This is a genomic window from Curtobacterium aurantiacum, assembly GCF_018598555.1.
In the GTDB taxonomy this organism is placed as follows: Bacteria; Actinomycetota; Actinomycetes; order Actinomycetales; family Microbacteriaceae; genus Curtobacterium; species Curtobacterium aurantiacum.
Genome location: NZ_JAHEWN010000008.1, coordinates 79312 through 102450 on the forward strand (window position 1 = coordinate 79312; position 23139 = coordinate 102450).

The 23139-nt window shown below is 66.4% G+C and carries 15 protein-coding genes and 1 tRNA gene; 5 read left to right on the forward strand and 11 right to left on the reverse strand.

What is annotated here, in order from left to right:
- Positions 1-10 precede the first annotated feature (10 nt).
- Positions 11-1033 carry a DUF6414 family protein gene (locus tag KK087_RS09055; RefSeq protein ID WP_214564904.1) on the reverse strand — a complete coding sequence of 341 codons (1023 nt, stop codon included), beginning with the start codon at positions 1031-1033 and terminating at the stop codon, positions 11-13.
- 1048 nt (positions 1034-2081) lie between these two features.
- Here KK087_RS09055 and KK087_RS09060 point away from each other — a divergent pair.
- Positions 2082-3416, forward strand: a complete 1335-nt coding sequence (locus KK087_RS09060) for a cell envelope integrity TolA family protein (protein ID WP_214564905.1) — start codon at positions 2082-2084, stop codon at positions 3414-3416.
- Between the two features lie 3 nt (positions 3417-3419).
- Here the strand turns inward: KK087_RS09060 and KK087_RS09065 are convergent, their stop codons facing one another.
- Both KK087_RS09065 and KK087_RS09070 read right to left on the reverse strand, forming a co-directional pair.
- Positions 3420-4001, reverse strand: a complete 582-nt coding sequence (locus tag KK087_RS09065; protein ID WP_214564906.1) for a GIY-YIG nuclease family protein — start codon at positions 3999-4001, stop codon at positions 3420-3422.
- A gap of 22 nt (positions 4002-4023) precedes the next feature.
- The gene (locus KK087_RS09070; RefSeq protein ID WP_214564907.1) at positions 4024-5220 is read right to left on the reverse strand and encodes a PIN domain-containing protein; all 1197 of its coding nucleotides are present in this window, start codon (positions 5218-5220) and stop codon (positions 4024-4026) included.
- Between the two features lie 917 nt (positions 5221-6137).
- Between KK087_RS09070 and KK087_RS09075 the strand changes: the two genes are divergently transcribed.
- Positions 6138-9857: a YobI family P-loop NTPase gene (locus tag KK087_RS09075; protein ID WP_214564908.1), complete on the forward strand. Its 3720-nt coding sequence runs from the start codon at positions 6138-6140 to the stop codon at positions 9855-9857.
- A gap of 102 nt (positions 9858-9959) precedes the next feature.
- Here KK087_RS09075 and KK087_RS09080 read toward each other — a convergent pair whose 3' ends face one another.
- Both KK087_RS09080 and KK087_RS09085 read right to left on the reverse strand, forming a co-directional pair.
- Positions 9960-10229 (reverse strand): hypothetical protein, encoded by a 270-nt coding sequence (locus KK087_RS09080; protein ID WP_214564909.1) that lies wholly within the window; start codon positions 10227-10229, stop codon positions 9960-9962.
- Positions 10230-10282: 53 nt separating this feature from the next.
- The gene (locus KK087_RS09085) at positions 10283-12880 is read right to left on the reverse strand and encodes an AAA family ATPase (RefSeq protein WP_214564910.1); all 2598 of its coding nucleotides are present in this window, start codon (positions 12878-12880) and stop codon (positions 10283-10285) included.
- A 230-nt stretch (positions 12881-13110) separates the two neighbouring features.
- Between KK087_RS09085 and KK087_RS09090 the strand changes: the two genes are divergently transcribed.
- Positions 13111-14004 carry a hypothetical protein gene (locus tag KK087_RS09090; protein WP_214564911.1) on the forward strand — a complete coding sequence of 298 codons (894 nt, stop codon included), beginning with the start codon at positions 13111-13113 and terminating at the stop codon, positions 14002-14004.
- A 422-nt stretch (positions 14005-14426) separates the two neighbouring features.
- On the opposite strand, the gene KK087_RS09095 is transcribed toward KK087_RS09090, so the two are convergent.
- The 3 genes from KK087_RS09095 to KK087_RS09105 all read right to left on the reverse strand — a co-directional run bounded on the left by KK087_RS09095 (position 14427) and on the right by KK087_RS09105 (position 16046).
- Positions 14427-14500, reverse strand: a tRNA-Pro gene (locus tag KK087_RS09095).
- Between the two features lie 137 nt (positions 14501-14637).
- Positions 14638-15228, reverse strand: a complete 591-nt coding sequence (locus tag KK087_RS09100; protein WP_214564912.1) for a DUF2238 domain-containing protein — start codon at positions 15226-15228, stop codon at positions 14638-14640.
- Positions 15216-16046, reverse strand: coding sequence for an endonuclease/exonuclease/phosphatase family protein (locus tag KK087_RS09105; protein WP_214564913.1), 831 nt, complete (start codon positions 16044-16046; stop codon positions 15216-15218). The genes KK087_RS09100 and KK087_RS09105 overlap by 13 nt, the downstream gene beginning before the upstream one ends.
- A 70-nt stretch (positions 16047-16116) precedes the next feature.
- Here KK087_RS09105 and KK087_RS09110 point away from each other — a divergent pair, with 70 nt between their 5' ends.
- On the forward strand, positions 16117-17592 hold the full coding sequence (locus KK087_RS09110) for a hypothetical protein (protein ID WP_214564914.1): 1476 nt from the start codon (positions 16117-16119) through the stop codon (positions 17590-17592).
- Between the two features lie 124 nt (positions 17593-17716).
- Entirely contained in the window at positions 17717-19846 is a 2130-nt protein-coding gene (locus KK087_RS09115; RefSeq protein WP_214564915.1) for a RecQ family ATP-dependent DNA helicase, read from the forward strand.
- Between the two features lie 275 nt (positions 19847-20121).
- On the opposite strand, the gene KK087_RS09120 is transcribed toward KK087_RS09115, so the two are convergent.
- From KK087_RS09120 to der, 3 genes are all read right to left on the reverse strand, one after another.
- The gene (locus KK087_RS09120) at positions 20122-20643 is read right to left on the reverse strand and encodes a hypothetical protein (RefSeq protein ID WP_214543607.1); all 522 of its coding nucleotides are present in this window, start codon (positions 20641-20643) and stop codon (positions 20122-20124) included.
- Between the two features lie 155 nt (positions 20644-20798).
- Complete coding sequence (locus KK087_RS09125; RefSeq protein WP_214530713.1) at positions 20799-21425, reverse strand: hypothetical protein; 627 nt, start codon at positions 21423-21425, stop codon at positions 20799-20801.
- Between the two features lie 114 nt (positions 21426-21539).
- Entirely contained in the window at positions 21540-23060 is a 1521-nt protein-coding gene (gene der, locus KK087_RS09130; protein ID WP_071405612.1) for a ribosome biogenesis GTPase Der, read from the reverse strand.
- Positions 23061-23139: the final 79 nt, after the last annotated feature.

Here is a 23139-nt window from a genome sequence, read left to right on the forward strand (position 1 = left end):
GTCCTTTCGATCAGGAGAAGATGGCGAGGGGCATGACTCGCACAGATACTCCAGGCACGCGAGAGTCGAGCTTCAGATCCACGTACTCCGACGGAGCGTTGCCGTCCACTTCCGGGGCTTCATCGATGAGCTCGTAGAGCTTGCTGATGCCCAGATCGAGCGCGCTCGGCGCCAGGTTGCGAAGAAGCTTGTTCCGCGCAAACGTCGGTACGTTCTCCTCAGCTGGCGAGATGACTTTGCCGAGCACGGTGAAGGTGCCATCGAGGAGGCGATCGGGGTCATCAACGATGAAGTGCACCAGGTCGCAGATTGTGATCGCGGTCAGCGAGGGCTCCTCGGCGATGCGCCCGTAATACTCGCGCGTAGTTTCCTGCCGAGTGTCTGCCTTGAACGCATTGGTGATCGCCCTGGCGAGCTCTCCCTTGGTATCCGCTTCGAGCTGCATCTTCTCCGCGTGCCGCACACGCGCCTTGTGGCCGCCGTCCGTCGGAAAATTTTCGACGTAGTCGCGTTTGACTATGAAGCGGGTGATCGCTTCGACCAGGTCCGGCGAGATAACGTCGAGTGCGAGTGTGAGCTCGACCGGATCGAAGGTGGTCGTGTACTCGACGAAGGCGCCGGGTCGCAGCTCCGCTGCTTCCTCGGCGGATGTCAGGTGTGTCAGTAGCGACCCCTGCTCGAGGAACTGGCGTACGAGGTGCAGGTTGTAGGCCTGGGAGTATACGAACTGTTGACGCGATGCGGTTCCGGTGTTCTGCGTCCAGCTCGACGACAGGCTCGCCTGTGCTTCCATGCCCAGCTCGACTCCACCGACCATCGGGAGCTTCGCTTTCCCGCTGCCTTTACCCGTCGCGGATCCGCCAGCTGCGGTGTCGGTACCTCCCGCTGCGGTCGTCTCGCGAGATTCTTCTGTCAGGAGTGGTTGCCGCACGATCTGCTGCAGGATGCCCGCAACCTGGTCGGAGTTCTGGTAGATCGTCGCGATCGGAGCAGCGGCAGAGCTGCTAAAAGGTGGTTGAACAGCTTCGGTCATGACATCATCTTGCCTCCAGCGTCCGACGTGCTGAACGTGTCGGACAGCGACAGCTCGCTTAGCGAAGTATCCGCCGGTGTGAGAACTGGTCAGGGAAGCGACTCTCAACCGCCTCGGCGAACGCAAGTGACATCGCCGAGATCCTCCAGTGCTCGTCAACACCGTCGGGACCAGCGTGTGGAGGGGCGCCCTCATATGCCTGCGCAAGGTCTCTTGCCTTTGTCGCTGCTTCACGCGGGGTCAAAGCTTCCCGCAGCTTCGCTTCGTCGAAGGGGTGCGGCAGAGAATCACCGCGACGGAGACGGATCTCCTCAAGGACAAGCGTCGTACCGGTGCGATGCACCTGATCACTCCGCGGTAGCTCTCTGATCCAAGGAGCGAGCCGTTCAGCGAGTCCGTCGTCAGCAGTGGCCATGAGACCTCCTCTTCCTGGTTCAACGGTGAGCCGAGCGACCGACAGGTCGGCAAAAACCTCTGCCCGGTAGCCGGTCCTCCCACGGACCTCGGTATCCAACTCGGACTCGGACTCGAACCGGATGACCCGTGAGAAGACTCGTGTCGCACATAGGTGGTCCGCTGAACGTCGCAATGAGGCAGCCCTATGCGGACGACCCCACGACAGACACAGGAACGAAAAAGCCCACCGAGATCCTCGGTGGGCTTCTGTCGTCGTGTCAGACACGTTTCGGTGGGCTGTCTTAAGAACTCTCCGGAGCCTGTAGCGGTGCGGAGTCCTACAGGGCGATCAAGCGGCCTATCCTTCAGCAAGACATCGTCTATCCTCTGGCGCGACTGGCATGAGGCGCAACTCACTCCTGACCTGGGCATTCCCTGCCTGCCTCCTTCATTCTCGTCGACCCGCCGACGGACGTCGACCACGCCCGACACTTCGCGCGCGAAGGCAGCAATAAGAGCAGCCAGCTTCTGGGCGCGGCGCCAAGAGCGGTCACGCCAGCGCACTCCCAGCAGTGCAACATACTTCCCATACGCCACCGCTCAGTGATCCGCGAAGGTGACGATGTCGCACGTTCTCACTAACGTGCGACTCGTGACCACGTCGCCGTTCGCATTCGATCACGCTGTGCAGTTGGCCGCCTTCCAGACCCAGGGCGATGACCGGTTCCTCTGGGGCCTCGACAGGAGCGTCGGCGCAGCGTTCTACCTCGAAGAAGACCAGGCACACGCGCAGCACCAGTACGTCAACGACCACGTCGTCTGCCCTGTAGCCGGATGCGCGTCGAAGCTCACGACGGTCCACAGCACCGTCAAGCGCGATCATCTGCGGCACCTCGGCAGCACCGGCGGCCATAGCCTCGAGTCACTCTTCCACTCCCAGGGGTGTGCACTCATCCAGGCGTGGCTTGCGACGAAGTACCCGCTCTGCCACGCCAAGCGCGAGGAGTACACCAGCCCCGAAGGCGAGAGCCGCGCAGACGTGCTGATCACCCATCCGTCGCGGCTCCGTGTTGCGTTCGAGGTGCAGTACTCGCCGCTCACCAACGACGCCTGGACAGAGCGACACCGCCGCTACGAGGCCAGAGAGGTCCGAGACGTGTGGATCTTCGGCCACACCACGAACCACCTGAAGCTCGACGATGACGGACACCTGAAGACGAACCCTGCACTCGCGGCTGTGGCTGCTACCGGTGCACCGCTATTATTCGTCAACCCGACCACCGAGCAACTGGCGATCACCATCGCGCGCCGCGGAGTGTTCTCGGCCGAGCTCGGCGGCTACATCCCAGGAGAGCGCGTGCCAGTCCTCGGTGGTGCAGACGGCAGTTCCTTAGAGATGCACGACCTGACCTCGTTCCGACTCGGCGCCCCGCAGCGGGAGCCTGCTCTGACGTCCGACCGGATCAACGAGCTGATCCGGAACGCGACCGCCCTCGATGCGCACAACGACGAGCAGCGCCGTCTTTACGCCCGGCAGCAGGAGCTCGCCCGCGAGCGTGCCGAAGCCCAGCAGGCTACGAGGGAGGACCGGCTCCGCAAGGCGAAGGAGCGCCGCGAGCAGCAGGCTGACGAGATTCGCGCTGCGCTGGACACGCCGGCCCGCTGGGGCAGCGAGCACCCAGCGATGCCGCTGATCGCTGCATTCGTCGAGGGTCGCGCGCAGCGAGACCTTGGGACGCCCGACAACCTGGAGCAGTGGAAGTGCGTCGCGTACTTCTTCCACGTCGCCATCAAGGAGCAGGAGATCTTCACCACCAAGACGGTCGCAGACACGCTCTACAAGCACCGCATCCGCCTCGGCGCCGGTATGTACAAGACGATCGGGAGATGGCTCCATGCCCTCGTCGACGCGGAGTTCCTCTTCGAGGGCCGCGGCGACGATGGGTTCCCCGTGTACAAGCCCACCTACGCCGGCGCGTGGTGGTGACCCTCAGCTCTGCGAGAGCCGCCACGCTGCCGCCTCGGCTGCCATCGCCTTCCGCGCGACCTTCAGCCGCACGAGCTTGTTCGGGTTCTTGTCGAGGTTGATCACGGGCGTGAAGTGGCGGATCAGCTCGGTCTCGACGTCTGCGAGCTTGACCTGCATCGTGGCGGGCACCGCCCAAACCCCCAGCGTCAGCCGCTCGTGCATCCAGGTGGTGAGCCGCGCGTCTCCGTCGCCTGCCAGCGAGTACGCGCTGAAGTACCCCGGATGCTCGAGGTTCCTCGGCACACCCTGCAGGTCGAGGCTCTTCCGAAGCAGCGCCGCGAAGGACCTACGCACGGTCGACCCGCCAGTTCGTGCTGTGCTCCCGGGCACCGCGGCGAAGTGATCCTTCAGATCCCGTGACACGAAGCTCTCCTCGGCCTTGCCGATGTAGAGCGGGACGTCCGGCGCGGTGCGGGCCGCTGCGTCGTCGTGAAGGCTCAGCTCTCGGTGTGCCTGGTCGTCACCGTAGATCGCGTAGAGGCCCGGTCTCGCTGGCACGTACGCCGGTGCATCCGTGATCGACCAGCGGGCGCCGGTCAGCACTGCGACCGCGTCTGTGGCGAGGTCAGACAGCGTCACGAGGATCTCCGAGATCTGTCTCGAGCTCGAAGTCGAGCTGCACGCTCGTCGGATCAGCCGGTCGCCGCGGGCTGGGGCTGTCCTCGAGGACGATGTACGTGACCTCGAAAGCATCGGGGTCCTCGATGTCGATGTCGACGGTGAGTCGCGCTCGGACCTCGTCGGACTCGCCGAACAGGTCCCCAGCTTCGATCGAGAGGACCACGTCCGCCCGGCCTGTAACGGTGTCGCCGGCCGGTGCATCGAACTCGAAGTCGGAATCGAGGTCGTATCCGTAGATGGAGAGGTCCCCTCCGATCTCGGGAAGCTCGAACTGCACCCAGTCCGGCAGCCCGTAGTCGCCGCCGTAGGTCAGTTGTTCGTCCATCGGCTGACCAACCAGCTCGTCGAGAGCTTCTGTAGCCACGCGGACCAGCTCGGCTCGACGAGAAGCGTCGAACGCGTACCCGCGAAGCAGAGACGCCAACCGATGTGCCTCGTCATCAGGTGGCGTCGAAGCGGCTAGCGCCTCGGCTGCCCGTGCCTCGGCTTCGGCGACCGCCGCACGAACGTCTTCGACGACGTTCGCAACCTTCTCGACCAGTACCAGGCGATCTCGGGCGATACCTCGTGCGTCGAGATCCTCGAGCAGGTGGCGATGCAACTCCTTCGGAGCGTCGTCGTCGATGAACCCCTTGTCCGCGGATACAAAGAACACCGGGTCTACGGTCGCGTCCTCGTCCTCGTCCTCTTCCATTACGTCCAGGACGATCTCCCAGATCACGGCGTCGCGGAAGCCGTAGGACTTCTTGCCGCCGAGGGTCTCCATGAACGGGCGGCGCGCTGCGAGATCGCGATCCACGAGCGCCCGAGTGCGGTCCTCTGGGACTGAGGTCACGCTCACGCCGCTCGTTGCGAGCAACCTATCGCGCGAAGCATCCGTCTTCGCTCCGAGGCGGTCGAACGCCTCGTCGATCGCGGTCGCGCTGATGTCATCTCCGACCTCGCTCAGCACCACCTTGGCCTTGTCACGCTTCGACTTGAGGGTCTTGCGATCCTGCCGATCGAGTTCGTCAACGACGACCCGAGGTAGCACCACCCGGCATTTGCCCGATTTCACGAGATCGACGAGGTTCAGGCCCGCGACCGACGTCATCCACTCGTGCCCGAAGAGCGCGTTCGTGTCCGGGACGACGGTGATCATCGCTCAATCATGCCGGAGCATCGACATCAGGCCGTTTCGACGCGCGACCCCGGCAGGTCTACCGCACTCGCGACGCACTGCTGCCGCAACAGCGCCGCCCCGAGGACGCAGAACGATCGCGCCAGCCCCAACGGCGCGCTGCCTCGCACTCCTGACGCACGCTCAACGCACGTCGCATTCTCGACCCACCAGGCTCGCATCCGCGCTCCGCACCACCGTCCAGGGACTCACCGTCGCCGCAAGTAGCACTCAGAGCCGTCGCCCACTCACCGCGACTCAACTACATGCACCTGTCGCGCCAGGCTCTCCTATCCGGGCAGACCTTTCACCAGCCCAGTCCCTGGCTCGATGCTCGTGTGTGCCTTCTACTCGAGCCAGATGGACGGCCAGCTCATGGAGAACGAGCGGCCGTAGCCGCCGCGCAGGCGCAAGCGCAAGCGCAAGCGCAAGCGCAAGCGCAAGCGCAAGCGCAAGCGCAGATGGAATCAGTGAAGCATGAACTCGAGGAGCATCCGAGTTTCGGCGCAATCGACAAGTGGCATGTGAGCGGTGCAGTCGTGGTTGAGACGGCCAGCTCTTTGGGCCGATCAAAACGGGTCCTTCCTCCGTTGCCGCGAAGGCCTCGGGAAGGTTCGAGTCATCTGATCCGACGAGATCAGCGAACCACTCAAGCATCTACACACGCCTCTCTCAAATCTAGGTGCAAGCTGCAGAACGTCCTAGCTGGCCAAGCCGTGACCGATGCGCCATCCTGGAGATCGCGCCTTAAGCGCCGCTCTCGTCATCCTCTGAAACGCCTGACGCGCGCGCACCTCTGCACCAGGGTCCCCGCGGCTCGCAACCCCGCTCTCCATTCGACGAGTCGGTTCAGCACGCTCTGAAGCTTCAATGTCCGAGTCTGCCGGTAATCTGTCACTGTGGTAGACGCGGCAACCCCTTCGACTCCGACCACGATTGCGTCCGGAACGGATCACGAAGTTCCGGCGCTCTCAACCCTCTCTGCCACTTATGAACCGCAGCACCACAAGCTGTACTACGACTTGCTTCTACATGCGATCAACCTTCCGTCCAGCCGGAACATTGCGCTCACGGGGCCGTACGGCTCGGGCAAGAGCAGCGTCCTCGAAAAGCTCCGAGTCGACCACAACGGCCGCATCATCAGCATCTCGCTGTCCACGATCGCTCCTGACCTTTCCGATGAAAGCGACGAGCCAACAGTCTCCGCCAGATCAAATCTGATTCAGAAAGAGATTGTCAAGCAACTGCTGTACCGGCTCGCTCCTCAGCGGGTCCCTCGCTCCCGCTTCCGACGCGCAACAGTGCAGCCGCACCTGCTCGACTCCCTAAAAGCGACCGTCGTCGGCGGTGTCATTTTCCTCATCGCCGAGATTCTCGGCCTGGTCAGCACGCTGGCGGCGATGCTCGCGCCGGCGGACAGTATCCTCGCAGCCGCCGTAGCACGTGGCGTCCTCGCAGCGCTCTGCATCGGCGCAACCTGGATCGTCTTCCGCGTCGCCCAAGCCCGGCCGCATCTTGATGCCGCACTCCGAGCCGGTCCCGCCACTGTCAATCTCTCTCGCACCTCGAACTACTTTGATGAGTACCTCGATGAGATCGTATACTTCTTCGAATCTAGTAAACGCGACATCGTCGCCATCGAGGACATCGACCGCTTCGATGAAGCGCGAGTATTCGACACGTTTCGAGCGTTGAACAACTTGCTCAACGAGTCCGAACAAATCGGCAGGCGCATAGTTTTCGTGTATGCAATCCGGGACAGTGTCTTCGAAACGATCGGCGCCAGCGCCCCTCCGACCGAAACACAGAACGAAGCGCGTTCCGATTCACAAGACCGGGCCGTGGCAACACTGGAACACGCAAGCCGGACAAAGTTCTTTGATGTCATGATTCCAATCGTGCCGTTCGTTAGCGGCGACAACGCACGAGATGTCATGACCGACACGATGACCAGCCCCAACTTCACCATAAATCCCGCACTGATCCGCGTCGCCGCCCGCCACGTCCCCGACATGCGTCTAATCCGCAATCTGAGGAACGAGTTCGAGGTGTACCGTCGCCGTCTGATCCTCACTCCGGAGCGCTTGCCGGGAATTGACGACGACCTCGTGTTCGCGATCGTAGTTTTCAAGAACACGCACGCGTCCGACTTCGAGGCCATTCAGAAAAAGGCAAGCAGTCTCGACACCTTGTACGCGGTGTGGCGGGAACTCGTTCGACAAAACGCCCGCAAACAGACGACGGTTATCAACAACTCACGAAATCGGCAACGGAATGGGCCGCAGGCCAGGGTGATCGGACGCCTCGCACAGAAGTACGAAGCGTTCATCGACGACCTCACCTCATCGGCCGAAATCGACAGCGGCCGCTACACAACGACAGTCGAGTCGGTCGGCCCGCTGACCACCGATACCATGCTCGATCCAGCCGCATGGAGGGAGCTCGCCTCTGGAACACCACAGAAGGTGACTCTCCGGAATACGAGAACGAATTGGACGATTGACCTGCAGTTCACCGCGGACCAGCTGAGGAGCCGTCTGGGACTGAACGTCGACCCCGACGCGGGAGTCAATGACGAGACACTTGAGCAGTCCCGCGTCGCGGAAGCGGACCTGGAGTTTCTCCACCACCACACCTGGGAGCAACTCATCGCCCGCGACGATCTCACAGTCGACCTCAACGCGCTCAAAATGGTACCCGCGGGCGCCAATGACCTCGGCCCGATCAGTTTCCGAACTGCCGTCGACACCATTCTTGAGTCTGAACTCGCAAAGGAGCTCGTTCGTCGTGGTTTCATCGATTCACACTTCGCGTTGTACTCCTCCAGGTTCTACGGCGGTCACGTCAGCCAGGATGCGATGGAGTACATCCGCCGCAGCATCGAGCCCGGCGAGCCAGACGCATCTTTCTCGCTTCTACCTGAAGACGTGCGACAGATCCTCACCGAGCAGGACGCCACCGACAGCGATACGGCAGAGTTCTTCACCGACCCGAGCGTTTTCAATGTCAGCATCGTCAACTACTTGATCGAGCATCGCGAGGGCGCGGCTCGCACCGTTGCCCGTCGCCTCGCTCGAGCGCAGGACGCCGAACTTGACTTTTTGGAAACATACATCCGCGAAGGACAGCAACCCGATCGGCTTCTCGCACTGATGACGCCGGAGTGGTCGAACGCTTTGAACTTCGTAGCGAGATCGCAGTCGATCCGCACCGAGGACCGCATTCCATTCCTCAACATCGTCCTCGCGAACGCTTCCGTCGAGACAGCGGGCCCCGATGAGCACACCGCCGCGGTCATCAGCGACGCTTACGGCTCTATGTCCTCCATCACGCATCCATCAAATGCGACCGCCGCACGCACGGTACTGACACTGATTGACCGCGCTCACATTCGGTTGACAACTCTGAAGCCACTATCCAAGGCAGCCCGCCGCGAGGCGCTTCGGCTCCGCATGTTCCCGCTCACTCCTCAGAACCTTCGTCTCCTGCACTCTGAGGGCCCAATCGGTCTTGACACCCTTCGAGCCGACGAAGATCTCTACGGCTACGTGTCGGACAACCTCGACACCTACCTTGACATGGCCCACAGTCGCCGCCGAGAGATCGGCGCGGTCACGAGCAGCCAGAACTTCATCGCCGTCCTGACAGCTCTCTCTCCGATGGCTAGCGCCGAGCAACTTGATCGGATTGTCGCGTCCACGCCGCGGACCTTCACTGTCGACTCGCTGGCCGCTGTGCCCGAAAACTCATGGCCCGCGCTGGCCCACCATCGACGCATCCCTCCGACTTACACGAACGTGCGCGGCTACATCGACGAGCACGGCCTCGACCATCATCTTGGGCGAATCTTCGGACGGCGTCGAGTCGTCATCGACGGTCTGGAACAAGATCCAGCAGAGCGGTCGGCGCTCGCGATCGAGCTCATCAACGCGGCAACGGCAATTCCATCAACCGCACTTCGTGTCGCACTCGCGAAAAGTCTGAAGCCCGGTCCGCTCGCGCCCGCTGACGTTCAGCCAGAGTCCGGGGACCTCGTCGCCCGCCTCCTGGTCAATAAGCTTCTCCCGGACGCCGCCGCAACCTTCGAGCCGCGACTGATGACCGACTGGGCCACACTCGAGGCGACCATGGCGAAGTCGAAGGAACTCGCGTCGTTCATCATCCCCGGGATCCTGGCGACCGAGCGTGTTGCTCCCGCGCTCCGGAGTCCTGCGGTCCCGTACGAAACGAAGCAGGCGGTAGTCAAGGCCCTCCCCGACTGGTTGAGCGCAGCCAAGCCCCGACACGCGGAAGAGATCTCGCGCGCGCTGCAGGAACATGGTTGGAGCTTGCCGGCCAACCTCATCCTTGCCCTACAGACCGCAGGCACCTCACCCGAAAGCCTGATTCCGATCATTGCTCAAAGCGAGAACAAAGTCGACATTGACGACCTTCGCGAACTCCTCCGAGGGTTCGGCGCCGACTGGACACGGGTCGCCAATGGGGGTCGCGGTCGACCCACCTTCACAGTCACGGAACCGAACCGACAGGTGCTGCAACGTCTGGTAGGCAGAACCATCAGAGCGGTCGAAGACCAAGCATTCAAGTCCGGGCCGCTGCTCGTCGCACCGCTGCGTTGACCCCTCTGGGTGTCCTCGATCGGGGTCTGCTGCACGGATAGGTGACATCTGATCTGGCTTGCCCGGGACGGTGGGCCTGGAGGATGCGATCGTGCCCAAGCCCTATCCGAAGGAGTTCCGCGATGACGTGGTGCGTGTCGCGGAGAACCGCGAGCCCAGCGTGTCGATCAAGCGCATCGCTGGCGACTTCGGGGTCCACCGGATGACGCTCACGAAGTGGCTCCCCGCTCGCGCGCCAAGAAGACAGCCGTTGACACCGGTGCGCCGCTGCTTGGTGGTCGAGATGCTGAGATCCGCGAGTTGCGTCAGCGCAACCGTCTCCTCGAGCAGGAAGTCGAGGTGCTGCGTCGTGCGGCGGCGTATCTGTCGCAAGCGCACCTTCCGGGAATCAGGGCGGACCTCCCGCTACATGACTATCAACAGGCTCACGCCGCTTTGCCTTCGTTCAGCTTCTTGAGCTCCTGAAGCTCGGCCCAGTGTTGTTCGAGTCCGGCGAGAGTAGGGCTGACACCCTGAGTGATGAGGGCTTGGGAGTGCGCGTCGATGTACCGGCAGGCTTCTTCGAAGATCTCGCTGACCTTTGGGATGATCTCGCCGAGCTTGTCGACGTTGATGTTGCCGAGCGTCGTCATCTGGACGTTGGCCTGATATCGGCGGGTCACGCCCTTGAGTAGCTCGTCCTCCGTAAAGACCTCGCACCAGGAACGAAGATGGCTGTAGCCGGTGTGGACCAGCGCATCCCGGGCTTCGCCGTCCAACTGCTTGGCGGCTTGGATGGTGCTGTTGATCCGCCCCTTGATCGCGTTCAAGGAGTCGATGCGCGGTCCTGTGGCGCGGGACACCTTGCCCTTGCCGCTCTCGTCAGTGATCTGGAAGTAGGCGCACCGCTTCGACTTCTCGAACAGGGCGAGGAGCGTCGTGGCGAACAGGATGTCGTGGGTGAAGACGATGACCTGGTTGTCGTCGGCCAGGCGGGCGATACGCTGGGCAACTTCCTTGATCCGACGGTGGTCGAGGCTTGATACAGGGTCGTCGAAGATGACAGGCGCCGTGATGCCTGCGAGGCGAGCCTCGGCGAGGAAATCTGCGAGCGCTAAGACTTTCTGTTCGCCCTCAGACAGCACCTTGGACGGCTTGTGCTTACCGCTCAGCACCTTGCGGCGCTGCGCCTTGCCCTCTCGCCCGACGAACTGGACCTTGAGGGACGGGGTACGGAGGGCTTCGCACTCCTCGAGGAACAGCGCATCGAAGCTCCGGTTGATCAGCTGATCGCTGGCGGTCTTGGCGAGCGCGGTCACGGAGCGGCCGAGGCCAGGCAGCGGGCGCTTGAGCGTCTTGAGGCGATCGGCCTCCTTGGCGCTTTTGACCTGCGTCTCGATCACCGCCCAGGACTTACCCAACTCGATGGCGTCCTTGAGTTCGAGTAGCTCTGCTTGCCTCTCAGCCAGCGCCTCGGTTCGGCCCTTCTGCAAGGTTTCCAGGTCCGTGATGCTGTTGCCCACGGTGGTCAGCGCAGTGTCGACCTCGGCGCGAGCCTTGGCCACGAGATCGGCGATCTCGATGCTGGCTGGTTGTCTGGCGGCCACTGCCGTGGCGGCGGTGCTTCGTGCGCCTTCGATCGCTTCAACCTGAGTGAAGTAGGTTGGGCGCTCGCTTGGATCGGCGTCCTTGTATTGCTGAATGAACGACGCCATCTCGTTGCCTTGGAGCGCGGCAGCTTGCCTCCTGTAGCCATCGAGCGTGGTGTCGGTTGTACGGATGTCGGCTGAGATCTTGTCCTCAAGGTACGTCGAGTAGCGAGTGAGCAGATCACGCGCCGGATCGAGCAGAGGCTGGCGGCAATAGAGGCAGCGGTCTGCATCATGCGCCTCAACCTCGACGAGATGCTGGCGGTACGTCTCGCCGGCCTCGATGAAGTCGTTCCAGGTGTCGTCGGGCTCAGCAGGCAGGTCCGCGGCGGCGAAAAGCTCGCGGCGGAAGGTCTCGAAATCGGTCGTGAGCTGCGCGCGCGTTGCCAGTGCGTCGTTGTACTTGGCCTGCTCGAAGCCCAGCAGAGCTTCGGCCGCGGTCGCTGCCTCTGACAGAACTCGCTGCTCGCTCTTGAGGCCGGTTATCTGGGCACCCATGGTGTTGGCGCGCAGAGCCGCAACGCCCTGGGTCAGAGCATCGAGCTCTTGATCGACGTCATCCCCGCTCTTGGCCTTGGCCTTGAGGTCGGCAAGCTCAGTGGAAGCACCGAGGGTCTCGATCAGCGGATAGATGGTCGATCCGCGCTGGAAGCTGGAGAGCAGTGCCGAGCCGCTCGAACCAAGCCCAGAGATCGCCGCATCAATCTGAGCTGCTACTGCCTGGATCGCAGTCGTAACGTCGTTGAACAGGGCCAGTGAGGCCGGGGTGTAAACGTAGTCAAGGTCCTCGTCGACGTGGGTGCGCACGGCGGGACTGTCAAAGATCGACATGCGCGTGAACGGCGACACCCCCAGTTCGCCCGCCCAGATCAGAGCCTGAGCGTCGTCGCCGAGCTTGAACTCAAGCTTGGCGGACTGTGCTTCCGAGGTGTCGGCATCGATGTTGCCGAGGATTGTGTCGGCGGTACGGCTGTTGGCCAGAGCCTTGAAGATGCGGGAGTAGCCCGTCTTACCGGTTCCGTTCTCCCCGTAGAGGATCGTCAGGCCCTCGTGGGGCTCGATCACTACACCCGCCACCAGCGCGTTGACACCACGTACCTCGGAGAGCCGGGTCAGCGACATGGGCGGTGCCGACTCGTCCTGGCGAGCCTCGATGTTGAGCAGTGGAACGGCTGGAAGCTCCCGCTTGTCGAGCGCTTTCTCCTGTCGGAACAGCAGGTAGGCCTTGTCGACCACGGAGGTTCCGACCGGGCGTCCGGTGGCGATCACTTCGGCTACAAGCAGGCGCACCCACTCGTCGTTGGCGTTCGCCCACTCGGCGAGTTGTGCCCGCGGGTCGATGAGCTCGGCTGGCTCAGTCGACTCTGCGACTTGGACTTCAGTCGGTGTAGTCATCAGGCGCAACCCTCCCGCGGCGCATCAGCAGTGATCGGTCTTGACGGCCCGCGCCGATGGTGTCCCTCATAACCTGCTCGCAATCTCCTCTGCGCCGCAGCGGGCGTTCATCCGTTGTCCCAACGCTAGCCATGTGGTCCGACACGGTCGACCGTGCCGCGCCCAATGCGATTGCGCACCAGACTCCGGACGCACGATCAGGTGCGCCTCGGCGTCGACGCTGTCGCTCAGTGGCCGGCGGCGACGTCCTCGAATGGATCGCGCTGGCTGGAGATCTCATTGGAAACAGGTCGAGCCGGCGCCGCCAATCCCGAGCTCTCAGCGGGCAGCTCGTCTTCGTCCTCGTCGCTGGACGCACAGTTGTTGATGTGTTCTTCTGCGCGGTCGCAAAGTGCGAGAACGTCCGGGCTCTCGGGGAAGGCGCTTCGAATGGCGGCGACGTAGTCGCGTGGAGTTTGGTAGGTCCGAAGGCTCGACCCGACGAGCAGGGCCGCGTTCCGATGATGTGCCCCGCCTCCGGCGACAGCCCCACCATCATCTGCCCCCTGAAGCAAATCAGCCGGCGCGTCTCCGAAGCGAAGAAGCGCACGCTCGACGAAGTCAACCCCACCGAAGACGGATTCCCGATCGGCGACGACCTCCCCGAGATCCGCCGCCAGCACTCCGTGCTCTTCACGCAGGACGACATGCCCCCGGTCCAGCAAGCGCTGCGTTACAAGTCCAAGGAATGGCGCAACTTCCACGGCTATGCCCGCAACCTCTCGGAGGGCGGAAACTCCATGGCGAAGAGCACCAGGTACGGCAGCCTCCATGACGACTCCCGTCGCCGAGTCCGAGGCTTCGCGGCCGCTCAGATCTTCATGACGTTCCTCCTGGCTGCCATGAACATCCGCATGATCTGCGACTTCGTCCGCAAACTTGAGCGAGAAGAAGCACGCGAGAAGGCCGGCAAAACGCCGCGCAACGTCCCCATTCAGAAGCGACGAGACCGCGAATTCGCAAACACCTACACGGGCACTCTCCCCGGCGGCGCACCCGACTTCGAACTCAGACAGCAGAAAGCCGCAGAGAAAGCAGCTCGCACGGCGCAACGCACTACGCGCGCGGTCAAGAAGCGGACGTAGGCGAGACCTACCTCAGCGTCCAGGTAGCTGGCTGGGAGGAACTCCCATCCCTTTGGCGGTGCCGACCGGCTCGCTGACGTCGAGCACACGACTGATCACCGAACTTCTCAAGCTGGCCCCGCGCAAGAGCAGTTGCAGTTGTAACGGCGTACCAGATGTGCCGCCAAGGGCGACAGCGAGCGCGACATCGAGGGCGACGCCGTGGCAGTGGCCGTGGCCACATGCACGTGCACGTGCACGTGCACGTGGCGATCCTTGTCGCGCCTAGAACCGGGAACGCGCTCCGCGCGAACCCGAAACAGCAACGATAAGTTCCGCGCGCCCCAGCACGAGCCCGTACAAAACGAAGAAGCCCACCGAAATCTCGGTGGGCTTCTTCGTTCTAAACAGATCTTAAGACGATTGCTAACTCGCCCCTTCGGTCGGGCTGACAGGATTTGAACCTGCGACCCCTTGACCCCCAGTCAAGTGCGCTACCAAGCTGCGCCACAGCCCGCGAGTTCCGGAGAACTCAGGATCCCGGAGGATCCTCGCCCACGTCCGACCGGAGCGCGAGCGACCGGTCCAGCATAGCGGACGTCAGACCCCCTCCGTGCCACGGCGAGTCGGAGCAACGCGACCCGAACGACACGCTCAGCCCGGCCACACCACCTCGCGCCGCGCCGCCAACCACGGCAACCCGAGCCCGACGAGCAACCCACCGGACCCGTCCGCAGCCAGGTCCCCGACCGTGTCGTCGTACCCCACGAAGATCTTCGAGTCGACGAAGTTGTGCCCGAGCCACTCCCCCATCTCCCAGACGGCCCCGACCGCGAGTCCCGCACACAGCGCGAGCACCGCGACGACCACCCGGCGCTCGGCGTGCGGCGCCGGCACCGCACGCAGGTCGGCGCCGATGACGTACAGCACCGCCGCGAGCAGCCCCGTCAGCACGACGTGCATGAACTTGTCCCACAGGAAGACGGACGTGTACCACTCGAGCACGCTCGACCACCCGGCGACGAGCACGAGCACGCACACCGCCAGGTCGAAGGCGGGCCGCAGCCCGAGCATCCGCGGCACGACGACCCCGAGCAGCGCCAGCGCCATGACCGGGAACGCCGTCCCGCCCCACCCGACGCTCGCCACGACGACGCTCACGAGCGTCAGCGCCCGCACCACGTCGGCCACCAGGAACCGCGGCCGCAGGAACGTCGGTCCGAGCGCCCGGATCACGACGCCCACCGCACGACCGCGTGCACGGCGGCGTGGTCGGACGGCCACACGCCGCCCGGCCGTCGCACGTCGACCGCGACGCGGTCCACCTCCGCCTCGGACGTCACGAGCACCCCGTCGATCCGCCGGCCACCGACACGCGGACTCCCGTAGTGCGGGTAGGTCCCGTAGGGCTCACCCACCTGCCTGGAGGCCCGCCCCCAGCTGTCCTCGACCCCCGCCTCCGCCAGGGCTCGCCATGGTGCGGAACCGGCGGGGCTGTTCCAGTCGGCCATGACCGCGGCGGGCAGTCCGCGCTGCCGGACGATCCGGCCGAGCAGTTCGGCGGACCGCAGACGGGCCCACGGCGAGGCGACGTCGAGGTGGGTGGCGATCGCCAGGAACCGGATGCCGGTCGCGCGGTCGTCGACGACGGCTCCGACGGCGTGCCGGGGGAAGGACGTCGCCCACGACCGCGAGCCGGGGCGGTGGGGTGTGCGGGAGAGCGCCCAGGTGCGGCGCTCGACGACGTCGAGGCGGGAGCGGTCGAGGAACAGGCCGACCTGCTCACCACCGCCACGCGCTCCCCGTCCGGCCAGCACGGGCTCCCAACCCGACCCGAGGCCAGCGGTGAGGTCGTCCGCCTGGGTGGGGAGGGCCTCCTGGACGGCGAGGACGGTGGGCGCTTCGGAGGTGACGAGCGCGAGGACGGCGTCGCGGCGACGCTCCCAGGCGTCAGAGTGGGTCGGCTGTCGCGGCACGCGGCGACGCACGTTGAGCGTCATGCAGTGCACCTCGGGCGACCGGACCCGTCCGATGAGCGGGCGGTCGTCGGGGTGGTGGGGCATGCCTCCCTTCTACGAGACGACACCCGTCGGATTCCCAGGGACCTCTCCGTCTGGCTCGTAGGGTGGCCCGATGCGTTCTCGTTCCACCGCTCGTCTCCTGGTCGCGATCGCGGTCTCCGGGCTGCTGCTCGGAGCCGCCGGGTGTACGTCGAGCGGACCGGACACGAGCCGCCCGACGCTGGCGAAGGCCTCGGCCGACACCGTCACGGTGGCCGATGCTGCGGATGCCGCAGCCCGGTCCGTCCGTGTCAGCAAGGCCCTGTTCGCGAGTGCTCCCGGGGCGGTCGTCGCCCGGGCCGGCGACACCGAGGGCATCAGCGCGGCGAGCAAGGCTGCGGCGAGCGCCCACGTCCCGGTGCTGCTGACCGCAAAGAACAAGGGCGCCGCCGTCGCCCGCGAGCTCGACCGGCTCGGTGCCGACTGGTACCAGGCCGAGGGCGACGTGTCGCTCGACACGGACGTCGAAAAGCGGCAGGCGCCGGACGGCGGTGACGCGCCGGAGTCGACCCGGGCCTCCCGGCAGGCGACCGTGGTGGTGGCGGACGCGCGTGCCGATGCCGCTGCCGTGGCGACCGCGAAGGCCGCCGGCGCGCGGGTGGTGACCATGCCGGAGGGCGTGACGGACCCGGCTGCCGCACCCGACGTGGTGACGGCGCTGCACGAGCGGGCGAAGCACCCGACCGTCCTGGTCGGTGCGGCGTTCGACGCGCTGCCGGACCCGGAGTGGACGGTCCGGGCAGCCGAGGGCGGGTTCCAGCTGCGGAACGGCGGTCAGCGACCGTTCGACGGGCACCGGTACGTCGCGCTGTACGGGGCTCCCGGGGCGCCGGCGCTGGGCGTGCTCGGCGAACAGGGGCCGAAGGAGACCGTGCAGCGGGCCGAGCAGGTCGCGAAGCCGTACCGTGCCGAGTCCGACGAGCTCGTGACGCCCGCGATGGAGGTCATCGCGACCGTCGCCGCCGGGGACGCCGGAGCCGACGGCGACTACTCGACCGAGCTGCCGGTGTCGACGCTCGAGCCCTACGTCGACGCCGCCCACGACGCGGACATGCCGGTCATCATCGACCTGCAGCCCGGCCGGTCGGACTTCCTGTCGCAGGCCAAGAAGTACGAGTCGCTGCTGAAGAAGCCCGGCGTCTGGCTGGCGCTCGACCCGGAGTGGCGGCTCAGGAAGGACCAGGTGCCGCTCGAGCAGATCGGCAGCGTGTCGGCGTCCGAGGTGAACGAGGTCTCCTCGTGGCTGGCTGCACTGGTGAAGAAGGAGGGGCTGCCGCCGAAGGCCCTGGTGCTGCACCAGTTCCGGCTGTCGATGATCCAGGACCGCTCCGCACTGCAGACCCACCCGGAGCTCGACATGCTCGTGCACGTCGACGGGCAGGGGTCGCAGCCGGACAAGCAGGCGACGTGGAAGGCGCTGCACCAGGGCGCGCCGGAGGGGTTGCACTGGGGCTGGAAGAACTTCTACGACGAGGACACGCCCATGCTGACGCCCGCGCAGACGATGCAGGACGTGCAGCCGACGCCGTCGTTGGTCACGTACCAGTAGGGCGCTTCTCCACAGCGTGGCGCGCTCCGCTCAGCGGCGACGCGAAGCGTTGCGCGGGGCGCGCCGACCGAGCCTGCGAGGGAGGTGCCTGCGTTCCGTCGGTCGGTGCTGACAGCATGGGGGCATGGAAACCACCGCCCCGCCTTCTGCAGACATCGCCGCCGAGGCGCAGCAGGCGCTCGCTGCGCTCACGGGGCGCCCCGACGCGGTGTTCCACCCCGGCCAGCTCGAGGCCATCTCCGCGCTGGTCGAGCACCGGCAGCGCGCCCTGGTCGTGCAGCGCACCGGGTGGGGCAAGTCGGCGGTGTACTTCCTCGCGACGCTGCTGCTGCGCCGACGCGGGGGCGGCCCGACCGTCCTGGTGTCGCCGCTGCTCGCACTGATGCGCGACCAGGTCGCCGCCGCCGCGCGGGCCGGTGTCCGTGCGGTGTCGATCAACTCCGCGAACGCCCACGAGTGGGGCGAGACCCAGGCAGCCCTCGCCCGTGACGAGGTCGATGTGCTGCTCGTCTCCCCCGAGCGCCTGAACAACCCGAAGTTCCGCGACGAGCAGATGCCCACCCTGATCGCCCGGATGGGCATGCTCGTGGTCGACGAAGCGCACTGCATCTCGGACTGGGGCCACGACTTCCGTCCGGACTACCGCCGGCTGGCCGAGCTCATCCGGTCGCTCCCCTACGGCGTCCCCGTCCTGGCCACCACCGCGACGGCGAACGAGCGCGTGGTCGAGGACGTCGCCGAACAGCTGACCGCCGGTCCGGCCGACCCGGTGTTCACGATCCGCGGGTCCCTCGCCCGCAAGTCCCTGCGCCTCGGCGTGCTGACCCTGCCCGACGCCCGGCAGCGGCTCGGGTGGCTCCTCGCCCACCTCGGCGACCTGCCCGGCAGCGGCATCATCTACACGCTCACCGTCTCGGCGGCCGAGGACATCGCCCGCCTGCTGCGCGACAACGGGTACGCCGTCCGCGCCTACACGGGGCGCACCGACACCGACGAGCGCGAACAGCTCGAACAGCAGCTCAAGGGCAACGAGCTGAAGGCCCTGGTCGCCACGAGCGCGCTCGGCATGGGGTTCGACAAGCCCGACCTCGGGTTCGTCGTGCACGTGGGCGCTCCGTCGTCCCCCGTCGCCTACTACCAGCAGATCGGTCGTGCGGGTCGTGCGACCGACAACGCCGACGTCCTGCTCCTGCCCGGGCGCGAGGACCGCGAGATCTGGCAGTACTTCGCCAGCGCCTCGATGCCGACCGAGGCCCGCGCCGCCGCCGTGCTCGGGGCCCTGTCCACCGACTCGGCGATGTCGACCGTCGCGCTCGAGGGTCTGGTCGACATCAAGCGCTCCACCCTCGAACTCCTGCTCAAGGTGCTCGACGTCGACGGCGCCGTCCGACGGGTCACCGGCGGCTGGGTGTCGACCGGGCAGCCGTGGGAGTACGACGCGCCCCGGTACGAGCGGGTCGCCGCGGCCCGCGCTGCCGAGGCCGCGTCGATGCTCGACTACGAGTCCACCTCGGCCTGCCGCATGCAGCTGCTGCAGCAGGACCTCGACGACCCCTCGGCCGAGCCCTGCGGCCGGTGCGACAACTGCGCCGGCTCGTGGTTCCCGACCGCCGTGTCCGACACCGATTCATCCGGTGCCGCGGCCGCACTCGACAAGGTCGGTGTCGAGATCGCCCCGCGTGCCCAGTGGCCCTCGGGCATGTCGTCGCTCGGGGTCTCGGTGCGGGGCAAGATCGGCGCAGACGAGCTCGTACAGCCGGGCCGTGCGGTGGCGCGTCTGACCGACCTCGGCTGGGGCGGTCCCCTGCGTGCACTGTTCTCGCCGTCCACCCCCGATGCCCCGATCTCGCGCGAGCTCGTCGACGGCTGTGTCCGGGCGCTCAAGGACTGGCCGTGGGAGACCCGGCCGACCGGCATCGTGGCGATGTCGTCACGGTCACGGCCCGAGCTCGTGGGGTCCCTCGCCCAGGCGCTGTCCACCATCGGGCGGTTGCAGTTCCTCGGCACCCTCGGCCGTGCCGGCGGGACCCCTCGTGGCGACGGTGCGACGAACAGTGCCTACCGGTTGTCCGGCGTGTGGGACACCTTCGTGGTCGATCCGTCGCTCGCCGCTGCCCTGCAGTCGCACGAGGGGCCGGTGCTGCTCGTCGACGACCTGGTCGACAGCCGGTGGACGATGACCGTCGCCGGCCGGGAGCTCCGGCGCGCCGGGGCCTCCGCCGTGCTGCCGTTCGCCCTGGCCACGGTCGCGTAGTCCGGTCGCACCGGTCGCTCCGGGTCGCTCCGGTCGCTGCGGTCGCTCCGGCCTCGCACCACCGTTGCGACAGTCCACGTGTCGATCGACGCGTGTTCTGACGCCGTGCCGGTCCACCCGCGCCGCCGACGCCGAGCGACACCACCGACGTCGTACGACACCGACATCGTCGCTCCTGGGCGCGTGCAACCACCCGCGCAGGCACGAAACGACACCACCGACGTCGTACGACACCGACATCGTCGTTCGGCGTCGATACCCGCCCGGCCGGCGCCCTACCGCCGCGCGGGCTTCGGGAACGTTGCCCGCATGTGGTCGCTGGTCAGTACATCGCCGATCCCGACCATGAGCACCGAGAACAGGATCTGCTCGATCACCATCCAGAACGGGTAGAGCCCCGGGATCGCCGCGACGATGAGCGTCACGATCGGGAAGATCCGGCTGAACAACCGCAGCCGCTGGTACGCCCAGTAGTACCCGAGCTGTGCCCGCCAGGCGAACACGTAGAGCGTCAGCGTGATGAGCAGCACCACGGTGGACCGGAACCACACCGCCCACGACAGGGTGTCCCCCGCGCGGGTCAGCAGCACGGCGACCACGATGGCGGTCAGGCCGACGACGGTCTCCGCGACGAGCAGCCACCGGATCCGCCGGAACGATCGCACGGTGTCCGGGTGTTCGAGCATGTCCTCGCGGATCACGTACCCGGACTGCCGGCCTCCGGCCAACCGGTCGAGCCGCAGACGGCACCACACACGGTCGGCGAGCACACCGAGTCCGTCGTTCTGCTGCGTCACCAGTACATCGTGCCCCATCCCGAGGGCGGCAGCGGACGCGGCACGGGCCGGTCTGCGGACGCGGAACGACACTGTCGACGTCGGACGACCACGACACCGTCGTTCTGCGTCGGCGCAGCGCACCGCAACCCCGGCCCCCAGCCAGCGCGCCCCGCTCAGTCGGACGGGACGAGCGCCGCGCCGCCCAGCACGGTGCCGGTGTCGGCGTCGAGCAGGACGAGGGACCGGACCTCGTCGGGCAGCGTCCACGGTTCGCCGAGCACCACGGTCAGCCCCTGTTCGACCCCGTCGGCCTGGAACAGGTCGTAGGACTCGCCGGCGGGGGTCCACACCGGCTCCGCTCCGCCGCGAATCGTCCCCGCGGAGAGCACGACGTCGACCGGGCCGTCCCCGCCGGTCTCCAGGTGGTCGATCTCCACCGCGAGGGTCTCATCGCTCGTGTTCGCGGCGATCCGGACGTGTCCGGCGGCAGCAGCCCCGATGCCGACGATGTCACCGGAGACCGGCGGGACGCGGCGCCACCACGGGTCGATGGGCGAACCGTCGACCGGACGGACGGGTTCGGGCTCGATCGGTTCCTCGAGGCCGGCGGACGGCGGCAGCCGGACGTCGGGCGACCGCGCCGGCTCGGAGGGCACGGAGTCGGCACGGGTGACCGAGTCGCCGTCGTCCGGTGCGTGCGAGATCGTCCACAGGGACACCGAACCCACGACGACCACACCGACGAGGACACCCACCAGGGCGAGCCGACGTCGGTCCGCTGCCCACAGCCTGATCCCCACGCCCCCATGATGCCGCACCGGCGCACCGGACCGGCCCCGGGCCTCCAGGCCGAACGCGGACGCAGAACGCGCCCCGACGGATCGGGGCGCGTTCTGCGTGACGAGTGGGAGGGCTCAGCGCTTCCGGCGCTCGCGCACCCGCATGTTGACGTTGATCGGCGTGCCGGAGAAGCCCCAGACCTCGCGGAGTCGACGCGTGATGAAGCGTCGGTACTGCGGGTCGAGGAACGCCGACGTGAAGAGCACGAACGTCGGCGGCTGGCTCGACGCCTGGGTCCCGAACAGGATGCGGGGCTGCTTGCCGCCGCGCACGGGGTGGGGGTGTTCCTGCACGAGCTCGGCGATGAAGGCGTTGACCTTGCCGGTCGGGATGCGGGTGTCCCACGACTCGAGTGCGGTCTCGAGCGCCGGCACGAGCTTCTCGAGGTGGCGGCCGGTGCGGGCGGAGATGTTCACGCGCGGGGCCCAGGCGACGTGCGCCAGGTCCTGCTCGATCTCGCGCTCCAGGTAGCGGCGTCGCTCGTCGTCGAGCAGGTCCCACTTGTTGTAGGCCAGCACGAGGGCACGGCCCGACTCGAGGACGAGGTCGATGATGCGGAGGTCCTGCACGGACACCGGTTCGGTGACGTCGAGGACGACGACGGCGACCTCGGCCTTCTCGAGCGCGGCGGTGGTGCGGAGCGAGGCGTAGAAGTCGGCGCCCTGCTGCATGTGGACGCGCTTCCGGATGCCGGCGGTGTCGACGAAGCGCCACACCTTGCCGCCGAGCTCGATCTGCTCGTCCACCGGGTCGCGGGTGGTACCGGCGATGTCGTTCACGACGACCCGCTCTTCACCGGCGGCCTTGTTGAGCAGCGAGCTCTTGCCGACGTTCGGGCGCCCGAGGATGGCCACGCGGCGGGGGCCGCCGACCTCCTGCTTGGCGACGGCCGAGGTGTCGGGCAGCGTCTTGATGATCAGGTCGAGCAGGTCCGCGACGCCGCGACCGTGCAGGGCCGACACCGGGTGCGGCTCGCCGAGCCCCAGGTTCCAGAGTTCGTAGGCGTCGAGTTCACGGCGCTCGTCGTCGGCCTTGTTCGCGACGACGATGACGGGGCGGTCGGTGCCGCGGAGCATCTTGACGACGTGCTCGTCGGTGGCGGTGATCCCGACCGTGACGTCCACGACGAACAGCACGGCGTCGGCGAGGTCGATCGCGACCTCGGCCTGCGCGGCGACCGAGGCGTTGATGCCCTCGGCGCCGGGCTCCCAACCGCCGGTGTCGACGAGCGTGAAGCGCTTGTCGTTCCAGTCGGCCTTGTAGCTGACACGGTCGCGGGTGACGCCGGGGACGTCCTGCACGACGGCCTCACGACGACCGAGGATGCGGTTCACGAGCGCGGACTTGCCGACGTTCGGGCGGCCGACGATCGCGAGCACCGGGTAGGCGGGCAGGTAGTGGACGCCGTCCTCGCCGACCTGACCGGCCTCGAGCAGGGCGAGGTCCTCGTCCTCGAGGTCGTACTCCTCGAGTCCGGCGCGGAGCGCGGTCGCGCGCTGCTCGGCCTCGGCCTCGTCGAGTCCGGCGAGCCGCTCGCCGAGGGCGTCGTCGTACCTGGGGAAGTCGTCGTTGTCCGGGTTGTCCAGCTGAGCCATCTTGGGTTCCTCGCGAGCGGCCGGGGCCGCGGTGTCGGTGGCCGTTGCCGGCCGGGGCCGGGGGTCCGGCCGTGGTGTG